At 42.2% G+C, this 19,094-nt stretch carries 17 protein-coding genes; 13 read left to right on the top strand and 4 right to left on the bottom strand.

The features are described from left to right. Positions 1–120: 120 nt before the first annotated feature. The 8 genes from pnp (at position 121) to U5K35_RS13645 (ending at position 11,170) form a co-directional block, all read left to right on the top strand. Positions 121–2,238 carry a polyribonucleotide nucleotidyltransferase gene (gene pnp, locus U5K35_RS13680; RefSeq protein ID WP_322572052.1) on the top strand — a complete coding sequence of 706 codons (2,118 nt, stop codon included), beginning with the start codon at positions 121–123 and terminating at the stop codon, positions 2,236–2,238. A 113-nt stretch (positions 2,239–2,351) separates the two neighbouring features. Next, positions 2,352–3,605 carry a pitrilysin family protein gene (locus U5K35_RS13675; protein WP_322572051.1) on the top strand — a complete coding sequence of 418 codons (1,254 nt, stop codon included), beginning with the start codon at positions 2,352–2,354 and terminating at the stop codon, positions 3,603–3,605. A 227-nt stretch (positions 3,606–3,832) separates the two neighbouring features. Next, positions 3,833–5,329, top strand: coding sequence for an asparagine--tRNA ligase (locus U5K35_RS13670; RefSeq protein WP_322572050.1), 1,497 nt, complete (start codon positions 3,833–3,835; stop codon positions 5,327–5,329). Positions 5,330–5,469: 140 nt separating this feature from the next. Next, on the top strand, positions 5,470–7,455 hold the full coding sequence (locus U5K35_RS13665) for a S9 family peptidase (protein ID WP_322572049.1): 1,986 nt from the start codon (positions 5,470–5,472) through the stop codon (positions 7,453–7,455). A gap of 194 nt (positions 7,456–7,649) precedes the next feature. Then, the gene (locus tag U5K35_RS13660; RefSeq protein ID WP_322572048.1) at positions 7,650–7,874 is read left to right on the top strand and encodes a twin-arginine translocase TatA/TatE family subunit; all 225 of its coding nucleotides are present in this window, start codon (positions 7,650–7,652) and stop codon (positions 7,872–7,874) included. A 12-nt stretch (positions 7,875–7,886) separates the two neighbouring features. Continuing rightward, positions 7,887–9,416, top strand: a complete 1,530-nt coding sequence (locus U5K35_RS13655; protein WP_322572047.1) for an amidase family protein — start codon at positions 7,887–7,889, stop codon at positions 9,414–9,416. 10 nt (positions 9,417–9,426) lie between these two features. Beyond that, positions 9,427–10,197 (top strand): SDR family oxidoreductase, encoded by a 771-nt coding sequence (locus U5K35_RS13650; protein ID WP_322572046.1) that lies wholly within the window; start codon positions 9,427–9,429, stop codon positions 10,195–10,197. A 1-nt stretch (position 10,198) separates the two neighbouring features. Next, positions 10,199–11,170, top strand: a complete 972-nt coding sequence (locus U5K35_RS13645) for a M28 family peptidase (RefSeq protein ID WP_322572045.1) — start codon at positions 10,199–10,201, stop codon at positions 11,168–11,170. A 19-nt stretch (positions 11,171–11,189) separates the two neighbouring features. On the opposite strand, the gene U5K35_RS13640 is transcribed toward U5K35_RS13645, so the two are convergent. Together U5K35_RS13640 and U5K35_RS13635 are read right to left on the bottom strand one after the other, a co-directional pair. Then, positions 11,190–11,753, bottom strand: a complete 564-nt coding sequence (locus tag U5K35_RS13640) for a hypothetical protein (protein ID WP_322572044.1) — start codon at positions 11,751–11,753, stop codon at positions 11,190–11,192. Between the two features lie 59 nt (positions 11,754–11,812). Next, positions 11,813–13,084: an acetyl-CoA hydrolase/transferase family protein gene (locus tag U5K35_RS13635; RefSeq protein ID WP_322572043.1), complete on the bottom strand. Its 1,272-nt coding sequence runs from the start codon at positions 13,082–13,084 to the stop codon at positions 11,813–11,815. A 188-nt stretch (positions 13,085–13,272) separates the two neighbouring features. Between U5K35_RS13635 and U5K35_RS13630 the strand changes: the two genes are divergently transcribed. From U5K35_RS13630 to U5K35_RS13615, 4 genes are all read left to right on the top strand, one after another. Further along, positions 13,273–14,070, top strand: a complete 798-nt coding sequence (locus U5K35_RS13630) for a hypothetical protein (protein WP_322572042.1) — start codon at positions 13,273–13,275, stop codon at positions 14,068–14,070. 417 nt (positions 14,071–14,487) lie between these two features. Beyond that, positions 14,488–14,982, top strand: coding sequence for a putative metallopeptidase (locus tag U5K35_RS13625; protein WP_322572041.1), 495 nt, complete (start codon positions 14,488–14,490; stop codon positions 14,980–14,982). 78 nt (positions 14,983–15,060) lie between these two features. Beyond that, the gene (gene prmA, locus U5K35_RS13620; protein WP_322572040.1) at positions 15,061–15,897 is read left to right on the top strand and encodes a 50S ribosomal protein L11 methyltransferase; all 837 of its coding nucleotides are present in this window, start codon (positions 15,061–15,063) and stop codon (positions 15,895–15,897) included. Between the two features lie 11 nt (positions 15,898–15,908). Beyond that, positions 15,909–16,829 carry a Ppx/GppA phosphatase family protein gene (locus U5K35_RS13615; RefSeq protein WP_322572039.1) on the top strand — a complete coding sequence of 307 codons (921 nt, stop codon included), beginning with the start codon at positions 15,909–15,911 and terminating at the stop codon, positions 16,827–16,829. Between the two features lie 59 nt (positions 16,830–16,888). On the opposite strand, the gene U5K35_RS13610 is transcribed toward U5K35_RS13615, so the two are convergent. Beyond that, on the bottom strand, positions 16,889–17,365 hold the full coding sequence (locus U5K35_RS13610) for a hypothetical protein (protein ID WP_322572038.1): 477 nt from the start codon (positions 17,363–17,365) through the stop codon (positions 16,889–16,891). 124 nt (positions 17,366–17,489) lie between these two features. Between U5K35_RS13610 and U5K35_RS13605 the strand changes: the two genes are divergently transcribed. Beyond that, on the top strand, positions 17,490–18,125 hold the full coding sequence (locus tag U5K35_RS13605; protein ID WP_322572037.1) for an RNA polymerase sigma factor: 636 nt from the start codon (positions 17,490–17,492) through the stop codon (positions 18,123–18,125). 296 nt (positions 18,126–18,421) lie between these two features. On the opposite strand, the gene tnpA is transcribed toward U5K35_RS13605, so the two are convergent. Then, positions 18,422–18,874 (bottom strand): IS200/IS605 family transposase, encoded by a 453-nt coding sequence (gene tnpA / locus U5K35_RS13600; protein ID WP_322572036.1) that lies wholly within the window; start codon positions 18,872–18,874, stop codon positions 18,422–18,424. Positions 18,875–19,094 lie beyond the last annotated feature (220 nt).

Here is a 19,094-nt window from a genome sequence, read left to right as displayed (position 1 = left end):
TCATTACGTGCCTTTTTTTATATCCTCAAATATGATCGAAAATTAGTTCTGTCATATTTGTTTGAACTGCTTTACTAAAAGGATAGTCGACGAAAGAAAAAATAGATATAGATAGATATTATGAAAGAAGATTTTAGAAGTGTAGAATTTGCACCAGGCAAAACGTTATCGGTAGAAACCGGTCGGTTAGCCAAATTAGCGGACGGTGCAGTTATGGTAAGAATGGGTGACACAATGGTACTCTGTACTGTTGTAAGTGCAAAAGAAGCAAAACCGGGACAGGATTTCTTCCCAATGGTTGTCGACCTTAGAGAGAGTTTTACAGCTGCCGGTAAATTTCCGGGTGGTTTTATGAAAAGAGAAGGTCGTCCGTCTGATGGTGAAACATTGGCCAGCCGTTTGATCGACAGAAGCTTGCGTCCATTATTCCCTAAAGGATATGTAAACGAAACTCAGTACATCTGTCAAATATATTCTTCGGATGGACAAAATGAAGCTGATGTTTTAGGTGCCTTTGGTGCGTCTGCAGCAACTCACATCTCGAGTATTCCTTTTGATGGACCGATGTCTCAAGTTAAAGTTGGACGTATTAATGGTGAATTTATCATCAATCCAACCATTGATGAGCTTGAAAAAAGCGACATGGATCTGATCGTTGCCGGTACTGCCGAAAGCGTGATTATGATTGAAGGCGAAATGAAAGAGATCAGTGAAAAAGAGATGCTTGAAGCCGTTAAAGAAGGGCATAAAGCAATTGTGAAACTCTGTAAATTTCAGGAAGAACTGAGAGAAGAATTTGGCGTTGAAAAACGTGAATTTACTCCTGCTGAAGGAAATAAAGATCTTGAAAGTAAAGTAGCCGATCATGTTGGTGATCAACTGAAAGAAATTGTTGGCATGGGGCTTAGTAAAGAAGATTTCCAAGCTAAACTGAAGGAAGTAAAAACAGCCGTAAAAGAAGATATTACTGCTGAAGAAGGTTTTGAAGAAGCAGGCGGAGAAATTTCTGAGATTTTCGGAAATATGGTGAAAGATACTGTCCGCAACATGATTCTTGAAAACAAGAAACGTATAGACGGTCGCGGACCCGAAGATATTCGAGATATCTGGACACAAATCAGTTATCTGCCAAGAGCACACGGTTCAGCAATTTTCAGCCGTGGAGAAACTCAGGCACTTGTATCAGTCGCATTGGGTACTAAGCGCGATGCACAAAGCGTGGATACGCTATACTATGAGGAAGACAAGAAGTTCATGCTTCACTATAACTTCCCTCCATACTGTGTAGGTGAGGCCGGATTTATGCGCGGCCCAGGTCGTCGTGAAATTGGTCATGGACATTTAGCTGAAAGAGCTATCAAAATGGTTCTGCCTCCATTTGAGGATTTCAGCTATGTAATTCGTGTAAGATCCGACATTACTGAATCTAACGGTTCATCTTCCATGGCTTCCGTTTGCGGTGGCTCAATGGCATTGATGGATGCCGGTGTACCGATGCCTAAACCGGTTGCAGGTATTGCAATGGGTATGATTGTTGGAGAAAATAACACCGTTGTACTTTCTGACATCCAGGGTGAAGAGGATTTCATGGGCGACATGGACTTCAAAACAGCCGGTACCGCAGATGGTATTACTGCCACTCAAATGGATATGAAAGTTCAGGGTATCAGTTTTGAAATCTTGGAAGAGGCTCTTGAACAAGCGAATAAAGGAAGAATGCACATTTTGGAAAAAATGGCAGAAACCATTTCCAAGCCAAAAGAGAACATATCTGAATACGCTCCACAGTTTGTCAATATGACAATTTCCGGCGACAGCATTGGTGCTGTGATTGGACCAGGTGGTAAAGTGATTCAGACTCTTCAGAAAGAGACAGATACAGAAATCTGGATCGAAGAAGATGAAGAAGGTAAAGGGCAGATTACAATTAGTGCAGACAGTCTCGAGAAGGCTGAAGCCGCTAAAAAACGTATTCAAGCCGTTGCCGGTGAGCTCGATGAAGGTGCTACCTACAAAGGAACTGTGAAAGCCATTAAAGAGTACGGAGCATTCGTAGAGATTGTACCCGGAAAAGAAGGATTGCTTCACATTTCTGAACTGGAACACGGACATGTTAAGAAAGTGGAAGATGTGATTTCTGTAGGTGACGAAATCGATGTGAAACTTCTAAAAGTTGAGCACGGTGGAAAACTAAGACTTTCCAGAAAAGCTCTGCTTCCAAAACCGGAAGAAAACTAAATCAACCGGTTTCAAGAAACTAGCGCCATCGGAATCCGGTGGCGCTTTTTTTGTTTAAATAGGAGTGGCCTTGCTACTCGCTTTATGATTTAAAAATTGTCAGATAACATTTTATGCAAACTGAAGAGATGATTACAGAAGTAAATAAAACTGTACTTCCAAATGGAATGAAGGTTGTAACTGAAAATATACCGGGTGTAAAGAGTATAACAGCCGGTTTTTGGGTTAAGACCGGTAGCCGGCATGAATCGAATGAACTCGCCGGTGTTACCCATTTTCTTGAACACATGCTATTTAAGGGAACTGAAAAACGCTCATCATACGATATTGCTCAGAGCATGGAATCCGTTGGCGGTTATCTCAATGCGTTTACATCAACAGAGTACACCTGCTACTATTCCCGATGTTTGGACACTCAGCTTGAACGAGCGATTGATGTGTTGAGCGATATGGTACAAAATTCCCAGTTTCCGGATGAGGAGCTTCAGAAAGAGAAGAAAGTTGTTCTGGAAGAGATGAAGATGTACAAAGACAGTCCGGATGATTATATCTTTGAGATGTTCAGCGATCATGTTTTTAAAAATCATCCCATCGGAAGACCCATTATTGGTTTTGAAAATACAGTTTCGAACTACACTCGCCAGGACCTGTTCAACTACATGGCAGACCGATACCGGCCGGATAATTTATTGGTTGCTGTAGCCGGACATGTAGATCACGATGAAGTTATTCAGTTGATCAATGAGAAGCTGGAACTGAATAGTGCTGAACCGACGATCGATGCAGATCAGCCGCTCACAAATTATGAGAAATTTCAGATAGAAGAGTCCAAAGCGATTGAACAGACACACATGGTGATGGGGCGAAGGGCTCTGAATTATGATCATCCTGACAAATATCTGCTCCTTCTGGCGAATACGGTATTGGGCGGCGGTATGAGCTCGCGCTTACATCAAAATATCCGTGAGAAGTACGGATACTGCTACGCCATCGGAACGTTTAATCAGTCCTATACCGATAGCGGTATGTTTGGTGTTTACATAGGCACGGATAAAGATTACGTGACCCATGTTCGGGATTTGATTAGCAAGGAGTTTGATATCATCCGAAATGAAAAGGTTGGTGATAAAGAGTTAAGCGAGGCTAAATCACAGCTGAAGGGTAAACTTCTGCTTTCTCAGGAGAGCACCAGTAACCGGATGAACAGACTGGCTAAAAGCGAGCTCTATTTCAATCGGTTTGTATCGTTGGATGAACTGGTAGAAAACATCGATTCGGTAACAGCAGAATCACTGCTTTCTTTCTCACAAGAGTTTTTTGATCCTGAAGTTTTTTCAGAAGCTCTTTTGGTACCTGAAAATCGATAATATCCTTAAACCATCTGACTGCTCAAAGCGGTCAGATGAATATTTCGGTTCTTTACCAATTCAAAATTTTATAGAAATGGGATAGGTTTTTCGTTCACCGTACGACGGATTGTTGAGATCTTTTCCTTTTCAATCTTTATTGAAATAATTCCGATATTTCGCCCGATTGATAAAATATTTTGGGTTGAAAAATTTCCACAGAACGTTTAAAAAATTACAAATCAGACATGACCTACATCAAACAGTTAGCTGATCATCAAGATGAAATTGTGACGTTGAAAGGCTGGGTTTATAACAGCCGTAGCAGTAAAGCTCTCCATTTTATTGAGTTAAGGGATGGTACCGGACTTTGCCAGTGTATTGTTTCTCTGGATGAAGTGGGTGAAGAAATTTTTGAGGCCGCCGGGACGCTAAAGCAGGAGAGTTCAGTTGAGATCAGCGGTAAAGTGGTGAAGGATGATCGAAGTATAGGCGGTTACGAGCTGCATGTAACGGATTTAAATGTTTTGCAGGTCGCGGAGAACTATCCGATAACTCCCAAAGATCACGGCGTTGAGTTTTTGATGGAGAACCGCCATTTGTGGCTCAGAAGTCAGAGACAGTGGGCCGCAATGCAAATCAGGAACACCATTCAATTTGCAATACATCAGTTTTTTCAAAAAGAGGGATTTATCCGAATGGATGCCCCAATCTTTACAGGTAATGCCGCTGAAGGAACGACAACTCTTTTTGAAACAGAGTACTTCGAGGAGAAGGCCTATTTAACACAGTCCGGTCAGCTTTACGGTGAAGCAATGGCAATGGCTCACGGAAAAATTTACACATTTGGCCCGACTTTCAGAGCTGAAAAAAGTAAAACCCGTCGCCATCTAACAGAATTCTGGATGGTGGAACCTGAAATGGCTTTCTACGATCTGGATATGAATATGGAGCTTGCAGAAAACTTTTTACGGTTCATTGTTAAAAGCGTTCTGGATAAGCACGAAAAAGAACTGGAAATTCTGGAGCGGGATACTACACTTCTTAAAAAAGCTGTTGACGAGCCATTTAAACAGATATCATATACTGAAGCGGTTGAGCAGCTTAAAAGCGAGAAGACAAAAGAGATGCTCAACAATATGGAGAACGACCGTAAAGAAGAATTGAGCGCAATCAAGAAAGAGCTTGAAGAGATTAAAAAAGAGCATGGTTCCGCGAAAAAATGGCGAAAAGCTCAGATCGATCAGCGAATCAAGGAGATCCACACTCGGATTGATCAGATTGAGGAAGATCTTCGAAATATTCCGGTCTGGAAAAAATCGGCGGCCAACTTTGAGTGGGGAAATGATTTTGGTGGAAGTGATGAAACCATTCTGACTATGCAATATGACACGCCGGTATTGGTGCATCGTTACCCGGCAGAAGTGAAGGCATTTTACATGAAGCGCGATCCTGAGGATGAAAAACTGGCACTCGCACTCGACGTATTGGCTCCTGAAGGATATGGTGAAATTGTAGGCGGCAGTCAGCGAGAGGAAGACATTGATGTGTTGAAAGCAAGAATCGCCGAACATGATCTCCCTGAAGAACTGTTCAGCTGGTATCTGGATCTGCGAAAATACGGCTCTGTTCCTCATTCCGGATTTGGTTTGGGAATTGAACGAACGGTAGCCTGGATCTGCGGACTTTCTCACGTTAGAGAAACGATACCGTTTCCACGTATGCTTGGCCGTCTAAGACCATAAAAATATTCCTGAACAGAGTTTGGAGCACATAAGTACGCTTCAAACTCTGTGATGGATACACTTCCATTCTCATTCTTTAGCATAATTCATCAGCATTGTGTAACCTTAAGGGTACTTATAATTAAGCCCTTTTTTTACTGATGAAAATACAACACTTCTCTCTGCTCACCATTCTAATCTCTTTTTTATTCCTAAATCTTACACATGCTCAATCTGACCAAAGGCCTGTTGAAATTGATGATTATTTCAATTTGAAAAGTGTCAGCAGTCCGGTAATAAGTCCGGATGGAAATTGGATTGCGTATACAATTTCTCAAACAGATTTTGATGAAGGCTCGTCCGAAACGAGAATCTGGATGGTTTCGAAAGACGGATCGGTAAGGCTGCCCATGACCGCAGAAGGGTACTCTGCCGGAAACCCTCAGTGGACGCCGGATGGGGACTACCTGACGTTCAGCGCTTCCAAAGATGACGGTAAAACTCAGGTCTGGAAATTGGATATGCGTGGCGGTGAAGCACAGCAAGTAACCGATATCGAGCAGGGAATTAACGGTTTTGAATGGTCTCCGGATGGAGACCGTCTGCTGCTGATGATTCGTGATAAAGAAGAAGATGAAGGAGATGATCCCAAACCGCATGTGATTGACAGACTTCAGTTTAAACGGGACTATGCCGGTTATTTGGATCGAAGAAGAGTGCACATCTACACATATACACCGGGAGACAGTATTGCAACGCAGCTTACTGTTGGGGATTATGATCACTCTTCGGCTTCCTGGAGTCCGGATGGATCAAAGATTGTATTCGCGAGCAATAGAACTGAAGAACCGGATGGGAATCAAAATGATAATATCTGGATTGTAGATGCCGAGCTTGGTGAAGAGGAGGGAGGACTGGTACAGGTCACCCAAAATCCGGGCAGTGACAGCTCACCGGCCTGGAGTCCTGATGGACGAGAAATTGCCTACAGAACAAGTGTTGAGCCGGAAAAAATTTGGTACGCTACAACACACCTGGCTATCACAAAAGCTGATGGCAGCGGGCCGGAGCGCCTCATTACCAAAGAACTTGATCGCAATGTAGGGACCCCAAAATTTTCTGAAAATGGCAATCAGATCTGGTTTACTTTTGAAGATGCCGGGGAGAGCCACCTTGTTACCGTAAACAGAAATGGTACTGGATTTGAAAGAGTGGTAACCGGCCAGGTAAGTGTACGTGATTTTGACCTGCACGATTCGCAAGGCGTTGTGCTGATGGGCAAATTCAACGAACCTCATGAGGTCTACTCTTTTGATGCCGGTACCGTGACGCAGCTTACTCACGAAAACAGAGACTATCTTGCAGAATTAATCGCACCGGAGGTAGAAGAGATTCACTTTAACAGTGCGGATGGTACAGAAATTCATGGATTTTTGGTTAAACCGATCGGTTATGAAGAGGGCAGAAGTTATCCAACACTGCTTTGGATTCACGGCGGGCCGGTAGCTCAGTTTGAACACAGTTATCGGTTCGAGCCTCAGCTTTTTGCTGCTCATGGCTACGCTGTTGTTATGGTTAATCCAAGAGGTTCATCGGGCTATGGACAGGAATTTTCTGAAGTACTTTTTGCGGATTGGGGTAATAAAGATTTTGAAGATGTGATGGCCGGAGTGGATCACGCAATAGAAATGGGTGTTGCAGATGCTGATCAGCTTGGAGTTGGCGGTTGGTCATACGGAGGGATCTTAACAAACTACGTGATCACTCAAACAGATCGTTTCAATGGAGCCATATCGGGAGCCAGCGAAACTCTCTATCGATCACTTTACGGGCACGATCACTATCAGCTTTACTGGGAACTGGAGCTTGGCTTACCGTGGGAAACGCCTGAAAAATGGGAAAGAATTTCTCCATTCAACGATGTTGCCAAAGTAACAACACCCACGCTGTGGATGGGAGGCTCGGATGATTGGAATGTACCTATTTTAAGTTCTGAACAGATGTACCAGGCGATGAAGAGATTAGGAATAGAAACACAGCTTGTTGTCTATCCCGGAGAACATCACGGAATTCGAACTCCTGTATTCCAAAAAGATCGATTTGAGCGCTATCTCGACTGGTTTGACCAATATGTAAAAGGAGAGTAGGCTTTGTTAAATATTTTGAGTAAAGCCTTAAAAAGACCAGCTTGTATATGCAGCTCCATTATTTTGGAGCTGCTTCTTTTTTAGAACTATTGATACCCTGAAAAGAATTAAATATCTGGTACAAAAGGGTCGTAAATATTTTTTATCTTAAATGATTAGATAAACAAATTTTCACAACCTAAGTTTATAATCATATGGGTTCAATAGGCGGTTTCGAATGGGTATTAATTATCCTTGCCATATTACTTCTTTTTGGTGCAAAACGTATTCCTGAACTGGCACGAGGTATTGGTCAGGGAATTCAGGAATTCCGGAAAGCTTCTGACGATATCAAAAAAGAGATCGATAAAGGCAAAGATGAAATAAATAGCTCAGTCAAGGATAATAACGAGACAGTAAAGGAAGAATCTAAAAAATAACGGCATTTCTCAATGGAAAATCTGCTCTCGACTCAAGAGCAAATGAAATCCGGTAAGTTAAAATTACCGGATCTTGCAAAGACTTATCTCGACGTCATTAAATCAAAAAATCCGGAAATCAATGCGTTTATAGCGTACGATGAAGAGTCGGTGCTGAAACAGGCTGCCGAAATTCAGAAGAAAATTGATGCCGGTAAAGCCGGTCAACTGGCCGGAGCTGTTGTCGGCGTGAAGGATGTAATCAGTGAAAAAGGGAAGAAGCTGACTTGTTCCAGCAACATCCTTGAAAACTTTGAAGCGGTTTACAATGCCACAGTTGTCAATAAGCTTCACGGTGAAGATGCTCTGTTGATTGGACGCCTGAACATGGATGAATTTGCGATGGGATCATCCACGGAAAATTCAATTTACGGCCCCACTAAAAATCCACACGATACTTCTAAAGTACCCGGTGGATCAAGTGGCGGCAGTGCCGCAGCTGTAGCTGCAGGTATGTGCAATGTTTCGTTGGGTTCAGATACAGGAGGATCTATTCGTCAGCCGGCATCCTACTGCGGTGTGGTGGGTTTAAAGCCTACATACAGCCGGGTTTCCCGTTACGGACTCGTAGCATTTGCCTCCTCTTTTGACTGTATCGGACCTTTTTCGAATAGTGTGGAAGATGCCGCACTGATGCTTCAGCATATATCCGGACATGATCCGATGGATAACTCATCGGCAGATGTTCCCGTTGAAAACTATTCCAAGGCCATTCAGAATGATAGTGGAAAACTGAAGATCGGTGTTCCTGAAGAGTATTTTGGTGAAGGATTGGATGATGAAATCCGCACCCTGATCAACGAACAGTTAAAAGGTCTTGAGAAGGATGGAGCAGAATTGGTTCCTATCAATTTGCCTCATAGTAAATATGGAATTGCAACCTACTACATTCTTGCTACTGCAGAAGCATCCAGTAATCTGGCCAGATATGACGGAGTGAGATATGGTCACCGGGCCGATTTTAAAGAGATTGAAAAAGAACTGGGCAAGGAGCGAGAATCAATCGAAAAAGAGATCAAAGTAGCGGTCGCTGCAGGTAAAGAGGAGGCATTGGAAAGACTTGCCAAAGTAGACTCTCCGCTTGTTCGACTTTACAAAAAATCCCGTACGGAAGGATTTGGCAAAGAGGTTAAACGACGTATTCTTCTCGGTACTTACGTTTTAAGTGCCGGATATTATGACGCTTACTATGCGAAAGCTCAAAAAGTACGGCGACTGATCAAACAAGATTTCGAGAATGCATTTGATAAAGTGGATGTGATCGTTTCACCGACGGCACCTACTACGGCTTTTGATTTGGGATCCAACCAGGATGATCCTGTTCAGATGTATCTCAATGATATCTATACCACCACTGCTAATCTTGCAGGAATTTGCGGGATAAGCGTACCTGCAGGGACTCACTCTAACGGCTTGCCGGTTGGAATTCAGTTTCTCGGAAACAGTTTTAGGGAATCGGATATTCTGCGCGCGGGTCGACGTATTGAACAGTTGAACGGATAACAAAACGATTATGGCTTTTCAACGACTGAAGGATCAATGGGTTCTGATAACAGGGGCAACATCCGGAATCGGAAAAGCCTGTGCATTTCATTTTGCAGAAGCCGGATCTAATCTGATACTTACGGGCAGAAGAAAAAATCGCCTGAAAGAGATTTCAAAAGAGATTGGTGAACATTATTCTGTTCAAATTGAAACGTTTACATTTGATATCCGCGACAGGGAAGCGTGTAAAAAATGCGTTGATGCCATTTCTGATCCAATTGATATCCTAGTCAACAACGCGGGTCTGGCGTCCGGTAAAGATCCTGTAGATCAGGCTGATTTTGAGGACTGGGATAAAATGATTGATACCAACATCAAAGGGTTGCTTTCCATGACGCGTTTTGTTTCCGAAAAGATGCGTAAACGTAACAGCGGTCATATTATCAATATCGGCTCCATTGCCGGCCACGAGGCGTATGCCGGCGGATCAGTCTACTGTGCAACCAAGCACGCTGTGAAGGCGATTACACAGGCTACCAAGATGGATCTGCATGGCACCAATATTCGGGTAAGTGCAGTGTCTCCGGGATTAGTGGATACGGAATTCAGCGAAGTTCGTTTCCATGGAGATCGCGATGCAGCTGAAACCGTGTACAAGAATATGGATCCGTTGACCGCCGACGATATTGCCGAAATTATTCTTTTTACAGCCTCAAGGCCTCCCCATGTAAATATCATGGATACCATTGTGCTGCCTACAGCTCAGTCTTCATCGACAATGGTTCACAGATCTTCCTAAAATGAAGCGGATACTTTCTATTTGGTTCATTTTTCTTTTGTTGATCTCCTGTTCTGATGATCAAAATGGTTTGCAATTCAAAGATCAGGGTAGAGAAGTTCCTTCATTCAGTTCCGAAAATGCTTTTGAGTATATAGAGGATCAATTGTCATTTGGTCCGAGAGTGCCCGGGTCTGATGCACATCGTGAAGCTGTAGAATACTTCAGAAATCATTTTTCTGAAACAGCCGGTCGGCGCTCTGTTTATGTTCAACAGTTTGAAGAAGAAGTTTATGGTGAAAACCTGCCATTCTATAATATCCTGGCATCATTCGGTGGAGAATATTCGGATCGAATAGTACTGGCTGCTCACTGGGATAGCCGACCGCGCGGTGAGTACGATTCCGATAACCCTGAACAGCCTATTCCCGGGGCAGATGATGGAGGAAGCGGAGTGGGTGTTCTGATGGAACTTGCCAACATATTCAGTGAGAATCCGCCACCGATAGGTGTAGATATCATTCTATTTGACGGTGAAGATTACGGTGAGGAGGGAGATTTGGCTAATTACTTTATCGGATCCAGGTACTGGGCACAAAATCCACCGGTTCCGGGTTATAATCCGCGTTTTGGAATACTTCTTGATATGGTAGGCGGACAAGGTGCTGTTTTTCCAAAAGAGGGTCACTCTGTTAATTTTGCTCCACAGCTGGTTGACGAAATCTGGTCAATCGCTGCAGAGAAAGGACATAGTGATTTGTTTTTAAATGAGAGAGGTGGCAGGGTTGCCGACGATCATATCATCGTTGAGCAGTATACAGGAATTCCGATGATCAACATTATCCATCACCGGTTGAACGTATCAGGTGGAATAGATTTTCCACCATACTGGCATACCCAACGGGATGACATCGATATTATCGATCGGGATGTACTACAGGCGGTTGGAGACGTAATGCTGGAACTGATTTATAACAGAATCCCGACCGAGTAAAACTTCTTGATGGGTTATTTTATTTTTTAAGCGGACGTTTGTTTTCAAATGTATGACCATGTACGCCAATCTGTTTGAGTTTCCAGAAAAATTTACCCAATCCGCTTTTCGGTGCCTTAAACTCAATTACAGCCTTCGATTTTCTTTCAAGCAGATTGTTGACATTAGCCTCATCCAAAAGATCTAGAATAAATCCTGACTTACTCTCTTCAATCTTGGTGAGCAAATACTTCTCTTGCGGCGTTGCATATCTCCGGAAAGAGTAGGTGTTACCCGTGTACTCTCCACTCAGAACATCACCATTATTCAGATAAACGATTTCTCCGCCACTCAACGAATTAAAGAGCTCCTCAATATTCTCATAGGTCTCTTCTTCTACGGTAGAAATGACATTTCGAAGATCAATTTCCTTAAGTTCGGTGTCACTTTTCCGTAGCTTACTGACGAGATCCTTTTTATCGCCTCTGTTTTTTCCGGCCAGCACAATTAAGCTGCCTGCCGGCTCTGATTTAAATGCATTGAGAATTTCATCTACTTTATCAGAGGTGTGAGAAAATCTTTTACTTTCGTTTGAACTGTTCATTTTTAAATAAATTGATTTTTTTGATTCCTAAAATTGTGAATCGATTGCAATATATAGAATTATAAGGACTTGAATCGATCGTAAGCCGCTCTATTTAGCATTTCCCGATGATCGGGGTGCGAGATTTTTATAAGCTCCGAAGCTCTTTCTTTTAAACCCTTACCATACAAGCTGGCAATACCATATTCTGTAACCACGTAGTGAACGTGAGCTCTGGTTGTAACAACACCGGCTCCCTGTTTTAGAAATGGCACAATCCGGTTGACTCCATGTTTTGTTGATGAAGGAAGCGCGATGATTGGTTTCCCTCCCTCAGAGAGTGAAGCTCCCCTGATAAAGTCCATTTGCCCGCCTACACCGGAGTAGAGATAAGTACCAATTGAATCTGCACAAATTTGTCCGGTTAAATCTACTTCAATAGCGCTGTTAACGGCGGTTACTTTTGGATTTCTTCGAATCACCGCGGTGTCGTTTACATAGGCACAATCCAGCATCGCCAGGTTGGGATTGTCATCCATAAAATCGTACAGTTTACGGGTTCCAACTGCAAATGATGAAACTAATCGGTTCGGATGGATCTTCTTATTACTGTTATTAATCACACCGGATTCTACAAGAGAAATAAGTCCGTCAGAAAACATTTCGGTATGAACACCCAAATTTTTATGATTTTTGAGAGAAGCTAAAACTGCGTCGGGAATACTTCCAATTCCCATCTGCAGGGCTGCGCCGTCATCAACCAGTTCAGCACAATATCGTCCAATATCCAGCTCAACTTCTGAAAGCTCCGCCGGTGCATGTTCGGGCAGCGGGTCATTTACCTCAGTGGCAAAATCAATTTCACTTTGGTGGATTATTCCATCACCGTGAGTTCTGGGCATGTTGGGATTGATCTGGGCAATAACCATCTTGGCATTATTTACAGCGGCCCGAGATGCATCTACAGATACTCCCAAAGAACAGAAACCGTGTTTATCGGGAGGACTCACCTGAATTACGGCTACGTCCAGTTTGATAATCCCACGGTTAAAAAGATGGGGAATTTCACTTAGAAAAATCGGTATATAATCTGCATACCCTTCCTTAATTGCATTCCGTACGTTGCTGCCCACAAAAAACGCACGCGTATTAAACGAGTCTCTATATTCTGGCTTTACATATGGTGCCGCACCTTCTGTATGTAAATGGTATACATAGACATCTCGCAATTCTTCATGCCGCGAAGTCATTGCTTTAATCAACTGTTGCGGAGCAGCTGCCGCGGTGTGAATGTAGACTTTGTCTTCCGATTTTATCCCCTTTACTGCCTCTTCTGATGATGTGATTTTCATAAGATTTTTATCTCAGCGTTAGTTCATAGTTTATTCTATACATAAGATAAGAACTAAAGTGAGGAATTTTAAAAGAGAGTTAAACATCTGAAATAATTTTTCAAAAAAATGAAAGTTCAATGGGAGTTTTTTCGCATAGTAGGGTAGAGATCAAGCTAATTTTTTAAATGTTAAAACATCGTTTTTCAATGCCTCAAATAAATTTATTCAGACAGTTACTTTTCTCTCTTTTTTTAGGGTTCATCTTACTTTTGACCGCATGTTCTGATGATACTGTATCAGATAATGATGTTGAAGAGCCCGAACTGCCAGAAACAAGCCCGGTTGAAGTAGATGTAAGTTATTATGAAGACGCAAACACTGAGCCGTCTGAAGAGTATCAAACCTTCAACATGGCAGAAGCATACGCTCAGTCATCAAGCGGGGCTTTATCTTCCTACGCAGGACTTGGCCAATTTTATATGGGTTTTGGATCAGGTGAAGAGGGAGAGTACGATAATGGAGTCTGGACCTGGGAATACACAGTTGATGGTTTAACCGTGCGAATGACTGCAGAAGATATAGGTCCCGGCATTGAATGGAATTTATATTTTGATGGAACTGATCCCGAAACCGGGCAGACATGGGACAATCAGCGGTTTATGTATGGTTTTATAGATCATGATAATGAAAATGGAGAGTGGTCTTTTTATTCAGATGGTTCGGATACTCAACCGGTTCTATTTTATGAATGGGAGATTATCTCAGATAATGATTATATGATTGAGTTTACGTTGCAGGAAGGAGAATCAAATCAAACAAGTCAGTTAACCTATCTGAAAGAGGGAGCTGACAATACTATTGAATCATCCGGTTTCTTTGGCAACAGCAATACAGTTTTGTATTGGAATACGGATACAGGAACGGGTTATCTGGACGAAAATGGAGATCGCATGTGCTGGGATGCTCAGTATGTGAATTCTTCATGCACGGAATTGGGGTACTAACCCGGATTATTCACAAAGAAGTATTTAATAAAGTGTTATAATAATGATTTTTATTGATTTACATGATTTGTCATGTTTCCCAAATTTGGGAGTAGATTGTTGCGGCGAAATTTTACTGTACACGGCGTTGAATTGAAAAATAGCTTACTCAGGGTACCTCTGTACCCTTGCGTCACTATTTTTACTTCGCCTTGTTTACACATAAATTTCTTGATGAATAATCCGGGTTATGTCACAGGGCTTAATTGAGTGAACACCTAAAGTGGAGGCCGTATCTGTTGATAGCAGATACGGCTTTTTTTGTTGAAAAATTACGGTTTTGGTAATCATTGTCTTCTCGCTATTGACTCTTACCTTTGATAACTTTGGCATCCACTGAAAAAGAATTGTGAATTAAATTTATCCTTAGAAAGTATCATGGCCGACAACGATTTTTTAAAACCCGAAGGTGATATCAAGCTGACAGACAAACAGCTGATGGAAGCCCCTGAAATTGAAGAGATTGCAAAAGACGTAATTGAAACACACAAAATTGAGCTTGGTCCGGCTCAGATCGGATACCTGCTGGTATACCCAAACATCTCTAAGCAGAGAGCTGCAAAGTGTATGAAGGCCACCAGAGAGGTGAAGCACTACTCCGGTAACGACTACCTGATTGAAGTTTCCGGCGATTTATGGGATATGCTTGATACAGACACCAAAAAAATGCTTCTATATCATCAGCTCTTACATATCGATCCGGTATTCAAAGCGAAGAATCAAGAGTGGAAGATGAAATTGAGACGACCCGATTTTTCCGATTTTTATGAGATCAATGACAAGTTTGGCAATGAGTGGTACAAAACCATTCAGGCCACTGTATCTTCTCTGTACGACTTGGATCCCAAGCAAGAGAGTAAAGTGACGGTGTAAACAGATTTTATCCAGGATGTGGGGTATTGTTTAAAAACACTGTTCCTGATCTGTATTTATATCATAAAATTTATTTCGATGAACTATATCAAACTCGTATTCAGTCTTAAGGACCGCTATCAGGAATCGTTTATTGCGGAACTGATGGAGATTGATTTTTATGGCTTTGAACAGTTTGATGACCGTTTGATCGCCTATGTTGAAAAACCCCGATACAACGACTCAAACCGGGAACTGATCGAACAGTTGATTGGCGTTTATCCGGATGCCAAATTCATAGAGACGGAAGACATAGAAGAGCAAAACTGGAACGAGGAGTGGGAAAAAACGATACAGCCTCAGTTTATCGGCCAATTTCTGGTTCGTCCAACCTGGTCTGACTTAAAACCACCCAAGGGACAAATCCTGCTCGAGATCGATCCAAAAATGGCGTTTGGCACCGGTTATCATGCAACGACCAAGCTGATTCTAAACAGATTGTCTTCCATAGATTTTAAAGGGAAAAAGGTTATGGACGCCGGGACCGGAACAGGAATACTGGCTATTGCAGCTATCAAACTGGGCGCTAAAAAAGCAATCGGTTTTGACGTGGACAAGTGGAGCGAAGTAAATGCCACGGAAAACGCTCTGATTAACGGGGTGAGTGAGCAGGTAGAGATCAGGTTTGGCAGCACTGAGCAGATCCAAGATGATGAGGTGTTTGATGTTACCCTGGCCAATATCAATCGAAATGTGATCCTTGAAATCATTCCGTTTTTAGTTCAGCATACCAGATCCGGTGGGGATATCTGTTTAACGGGACTGCTCGATTCAGATGAAGAGATCATTAGGGAGAATCTAAATGAGCATCCGGTGGAAATTATCGGAAAAACCCGGGAAGAAGAGTGGATTTTACTTCACTTGAAAAAGCAGTGAAAAGAAAAATAATGAATACAGCAGAGCTGAAAGCGTCAATCGATATTGGTACAAATTCAGTGCTATTGTTGGTAGCCAAAATTCAAGACGGCGATATTGAGGTTCTGGAAGAAAAACATGCTGTTCCAAGACTAGGCAAAGGTGTTGATGTTGATAAAAATTTGCACCCGGATAGCTGTGACCGGGTGGTTAACGTCTTAAAAAGTTACAAGGCTCATCTGGTAGAAAATTATCCTTCGGTTGTAAAAGATGTCGTGGTGACTGCGACAAGCGCCGTTCGGGATTCATCAAACAGGGGAGAGTTTCTAAATCAAATTTATCAAGAGACAGGATGGAGTGTTCAGCTGTTGAGCGGTGAAGAGGAAGCTCAAACCACCTATAGCGGTGCTATTTCCGTTTTAAAAGATCAGAGCGGAAACTTTGTTGTTTTAGATATTGGGGGAGGCAGCACTGAGATCGCGATGGGTAATCGTCTCGAGTTGAGCAGCGGCGTATCCATAGATATGGGCAGCGTTCGATTTTCGGAAAGATACTTGAAAAATGATCCACCGACAGCCGATGAACTTGAAACATTGCGGGATGAAGTCAAAAGACTGTTAAAGGCCAAAAATTTCAATCTAAAGAATTATCGGTTGGTGGGTGTAGCCGGCACAGTTACATCCATTGCGGCAATTGAACTTGGATTGGAAGAGTACGACGCCTCACTGATTAATGGGTACCATTTAAAGAAAGAATCAGTTGAAAACTTTATAGATGAGTTTTCAAGAATAAATTCTGATAAAATTGAACATAAATACTCGCCTTTTTTAACCGGCAGAGGAGATGTGATAACGGGTGGACTCATTATACTTCATGAGTTTATGAATCATTTCAAGTTTGATGAATTGATTGTTTCCACCGGTGGCATTCGTCACGGAATTTTAACAAAATAAAAAAGGCGTTTACCTTTCGGCAAACGCCTGACTCTGTCTTGATAGTCTGAAATTTTTGTTTAATTAATTGGAAATCTTAAACCAACAGATATGACTAACTGGTCATAATCGCTTAAGGCGTATTTAATTTCAGGTGCCAGTTTCGCGAAGTCCAGATCATACTCCAGGCCTGCACCAATATTTAAGCCTATCTCCGAATTTGAGGGGTTATTCATGCCATCAATATCGAAGCTCTGACGTGCGTAGTTTAACCCTCCCAGGGCATAAACGATTAAATCCTCTTCCTCAACGAACAGATAGTTACCGTTCAGGTTTAATTCCCAAAACGTAATTCCATCACCTGTAAAATAGTAGATGATATCCGCACCGGCTCTGAACTCTTCATTAATGACGTAGATTCCGTCAACCTTCAGTCCAAGTTCTTCAATGTTTTCGCCGTAAGCGAGTCCGCCCCCTACGCTAACCTGCGCAGTAGCTGTAGAATGAATTCCAAATGCCAGAAATAGTATAAACGCAGATGTAAGTAGTTTTTTCATAGTGGTATTGTTATGTTTATTTTCTATCGATTATAGGTTTTTTGGATAGTAAGTCCTTCTTATTTTAATAAGCGAAAATATTAAGCTGCATCTGTCATTGGCCGGCTAAAATTTAATCATCTTGATGTCACACCAAGACAAAAGTACTGAATCACAGACTACGCCCCGTGAAAATGCCTCAGCAAGCAGCCTTGAGGATGACAAGCTGGTAGCACGTGCTGTTGCCGGAGATCAGGGTGCGTACAAATCTCTGATGGAGAAATATGAGACTCCTCTCTTTTTCCATTTACTCAAAATGGTGAAAGACAAGGAACAGGTACGGGATTTGGTTCAGGAGGCTTTCATGAAGGCATTTGATAACCTACAGTCCTACAATACCAATTACGCTTTTTCTACCTGGCTCTATAGGATTACAACGAATCACGCAATTGATTATCTGCGCAAGAAGAAGCTTCAAACTACCTCCATTGATGAACCGGTTAAGACCAAAGAGGGGGAGATGAATATCCAGCTGGAGGATGAACACTCAGGTACAGACCGGAAAATCATTCGCAAACAGAGAAGTGATATTATCCACGAAGCCATTGAGGACTTGCCGGATAAATACAGAGTGGTGATTAAATTGCGTCATTTCGAGGAGCTGAGCTATGATGAAATTTCAGAACAGCTGGATTTACCTTTAGGGACTGTAAAGGCGCACATCTTCAGAGCCCGGGAGATGCTATACAAAGAGTTGAAAGATCGCAGAGGTGAATTTTAGTAGTTTATAGCTTTCTTTTAAATTATCATAGTCGGTTGTATCTAAAATTATGAGGGCGTGAATTACCAGATTCAAGCTGTTTATATTATCAAAAAATACAGAATAGACTGGATGCTCGATATGCCACCAAAGCCGCTGAACCATCATCATTATTAAGAGTTTCAGCATTAAACAGCTCCAAAGGAGCGCCGGTCAATAACATCGTGCATCGCGCGATGATAGCCAATCAACCATCCGGCAGCCCCAACGCGGGCGCCGGTCCTGCTGCATCTACTTCACAGTGTCTGCTTGCCAGATTAATCCCACACATACCGTTCATCGAAGTCCACTCCGTAATTCTTTAAAAACTTTCTGTACTCATCTTTAAAGCTCATATTTTGATGATGTTCATGCTGATTTATGATGTATTCAATAACTGAGTTTACTCCTTTTGGGGAAACTGAGAAGATTCCGTATCCATCCTGCCAGTAAAAATTGGCATAACGTTCATCCATCGTTTTTATCCATTTAGAGGAGCCCTGTTTCATTTCCTGAAGCAGTTTCATTTGGGTTATTTTTCTTGATAGAAGGCATAAAATATGAACATGGTTTTTATGACCGCCAACTTGTATAGGATTACATCCCATGTCTTTACATATCCCGCCGATATAATTGTAAAGATCGTTTTCAATCGTATCATCGATCAGATTTTTTCTGTGTTTTGTGCTGAATATGATATGCGTGTATACTTTGGAAAGAGACTGTGGCATAGAAATGGTTTGTCTGGATTGCGCCCCTACAGGGCTTTCTTTTATGGCAGCTGTACATGGCATAGCGCGCTGCACTATGTTATTGACGTTGCCCACTTTGGGGCAAGCACATTCATTGATGTAAAAATCAAATATGTTACTAATATTATCTATAACACACGGAGATCAACCAAGGCACAACATTGTGGTACTATTTTCATCACCCACACGAATCTACATA

The organism is Rhodohalobacter sp. (assembly GCF_034521535.1).
Taxonomy (GTDB): domain Bacteria; phylum Bacteroidota; class Rhodothermia; order Balneolales; family Balneolaceae; genus Rhodohalobacter.
This window is presented reverse-complemented; position numbering and strand designations above follow the sequence as displayed.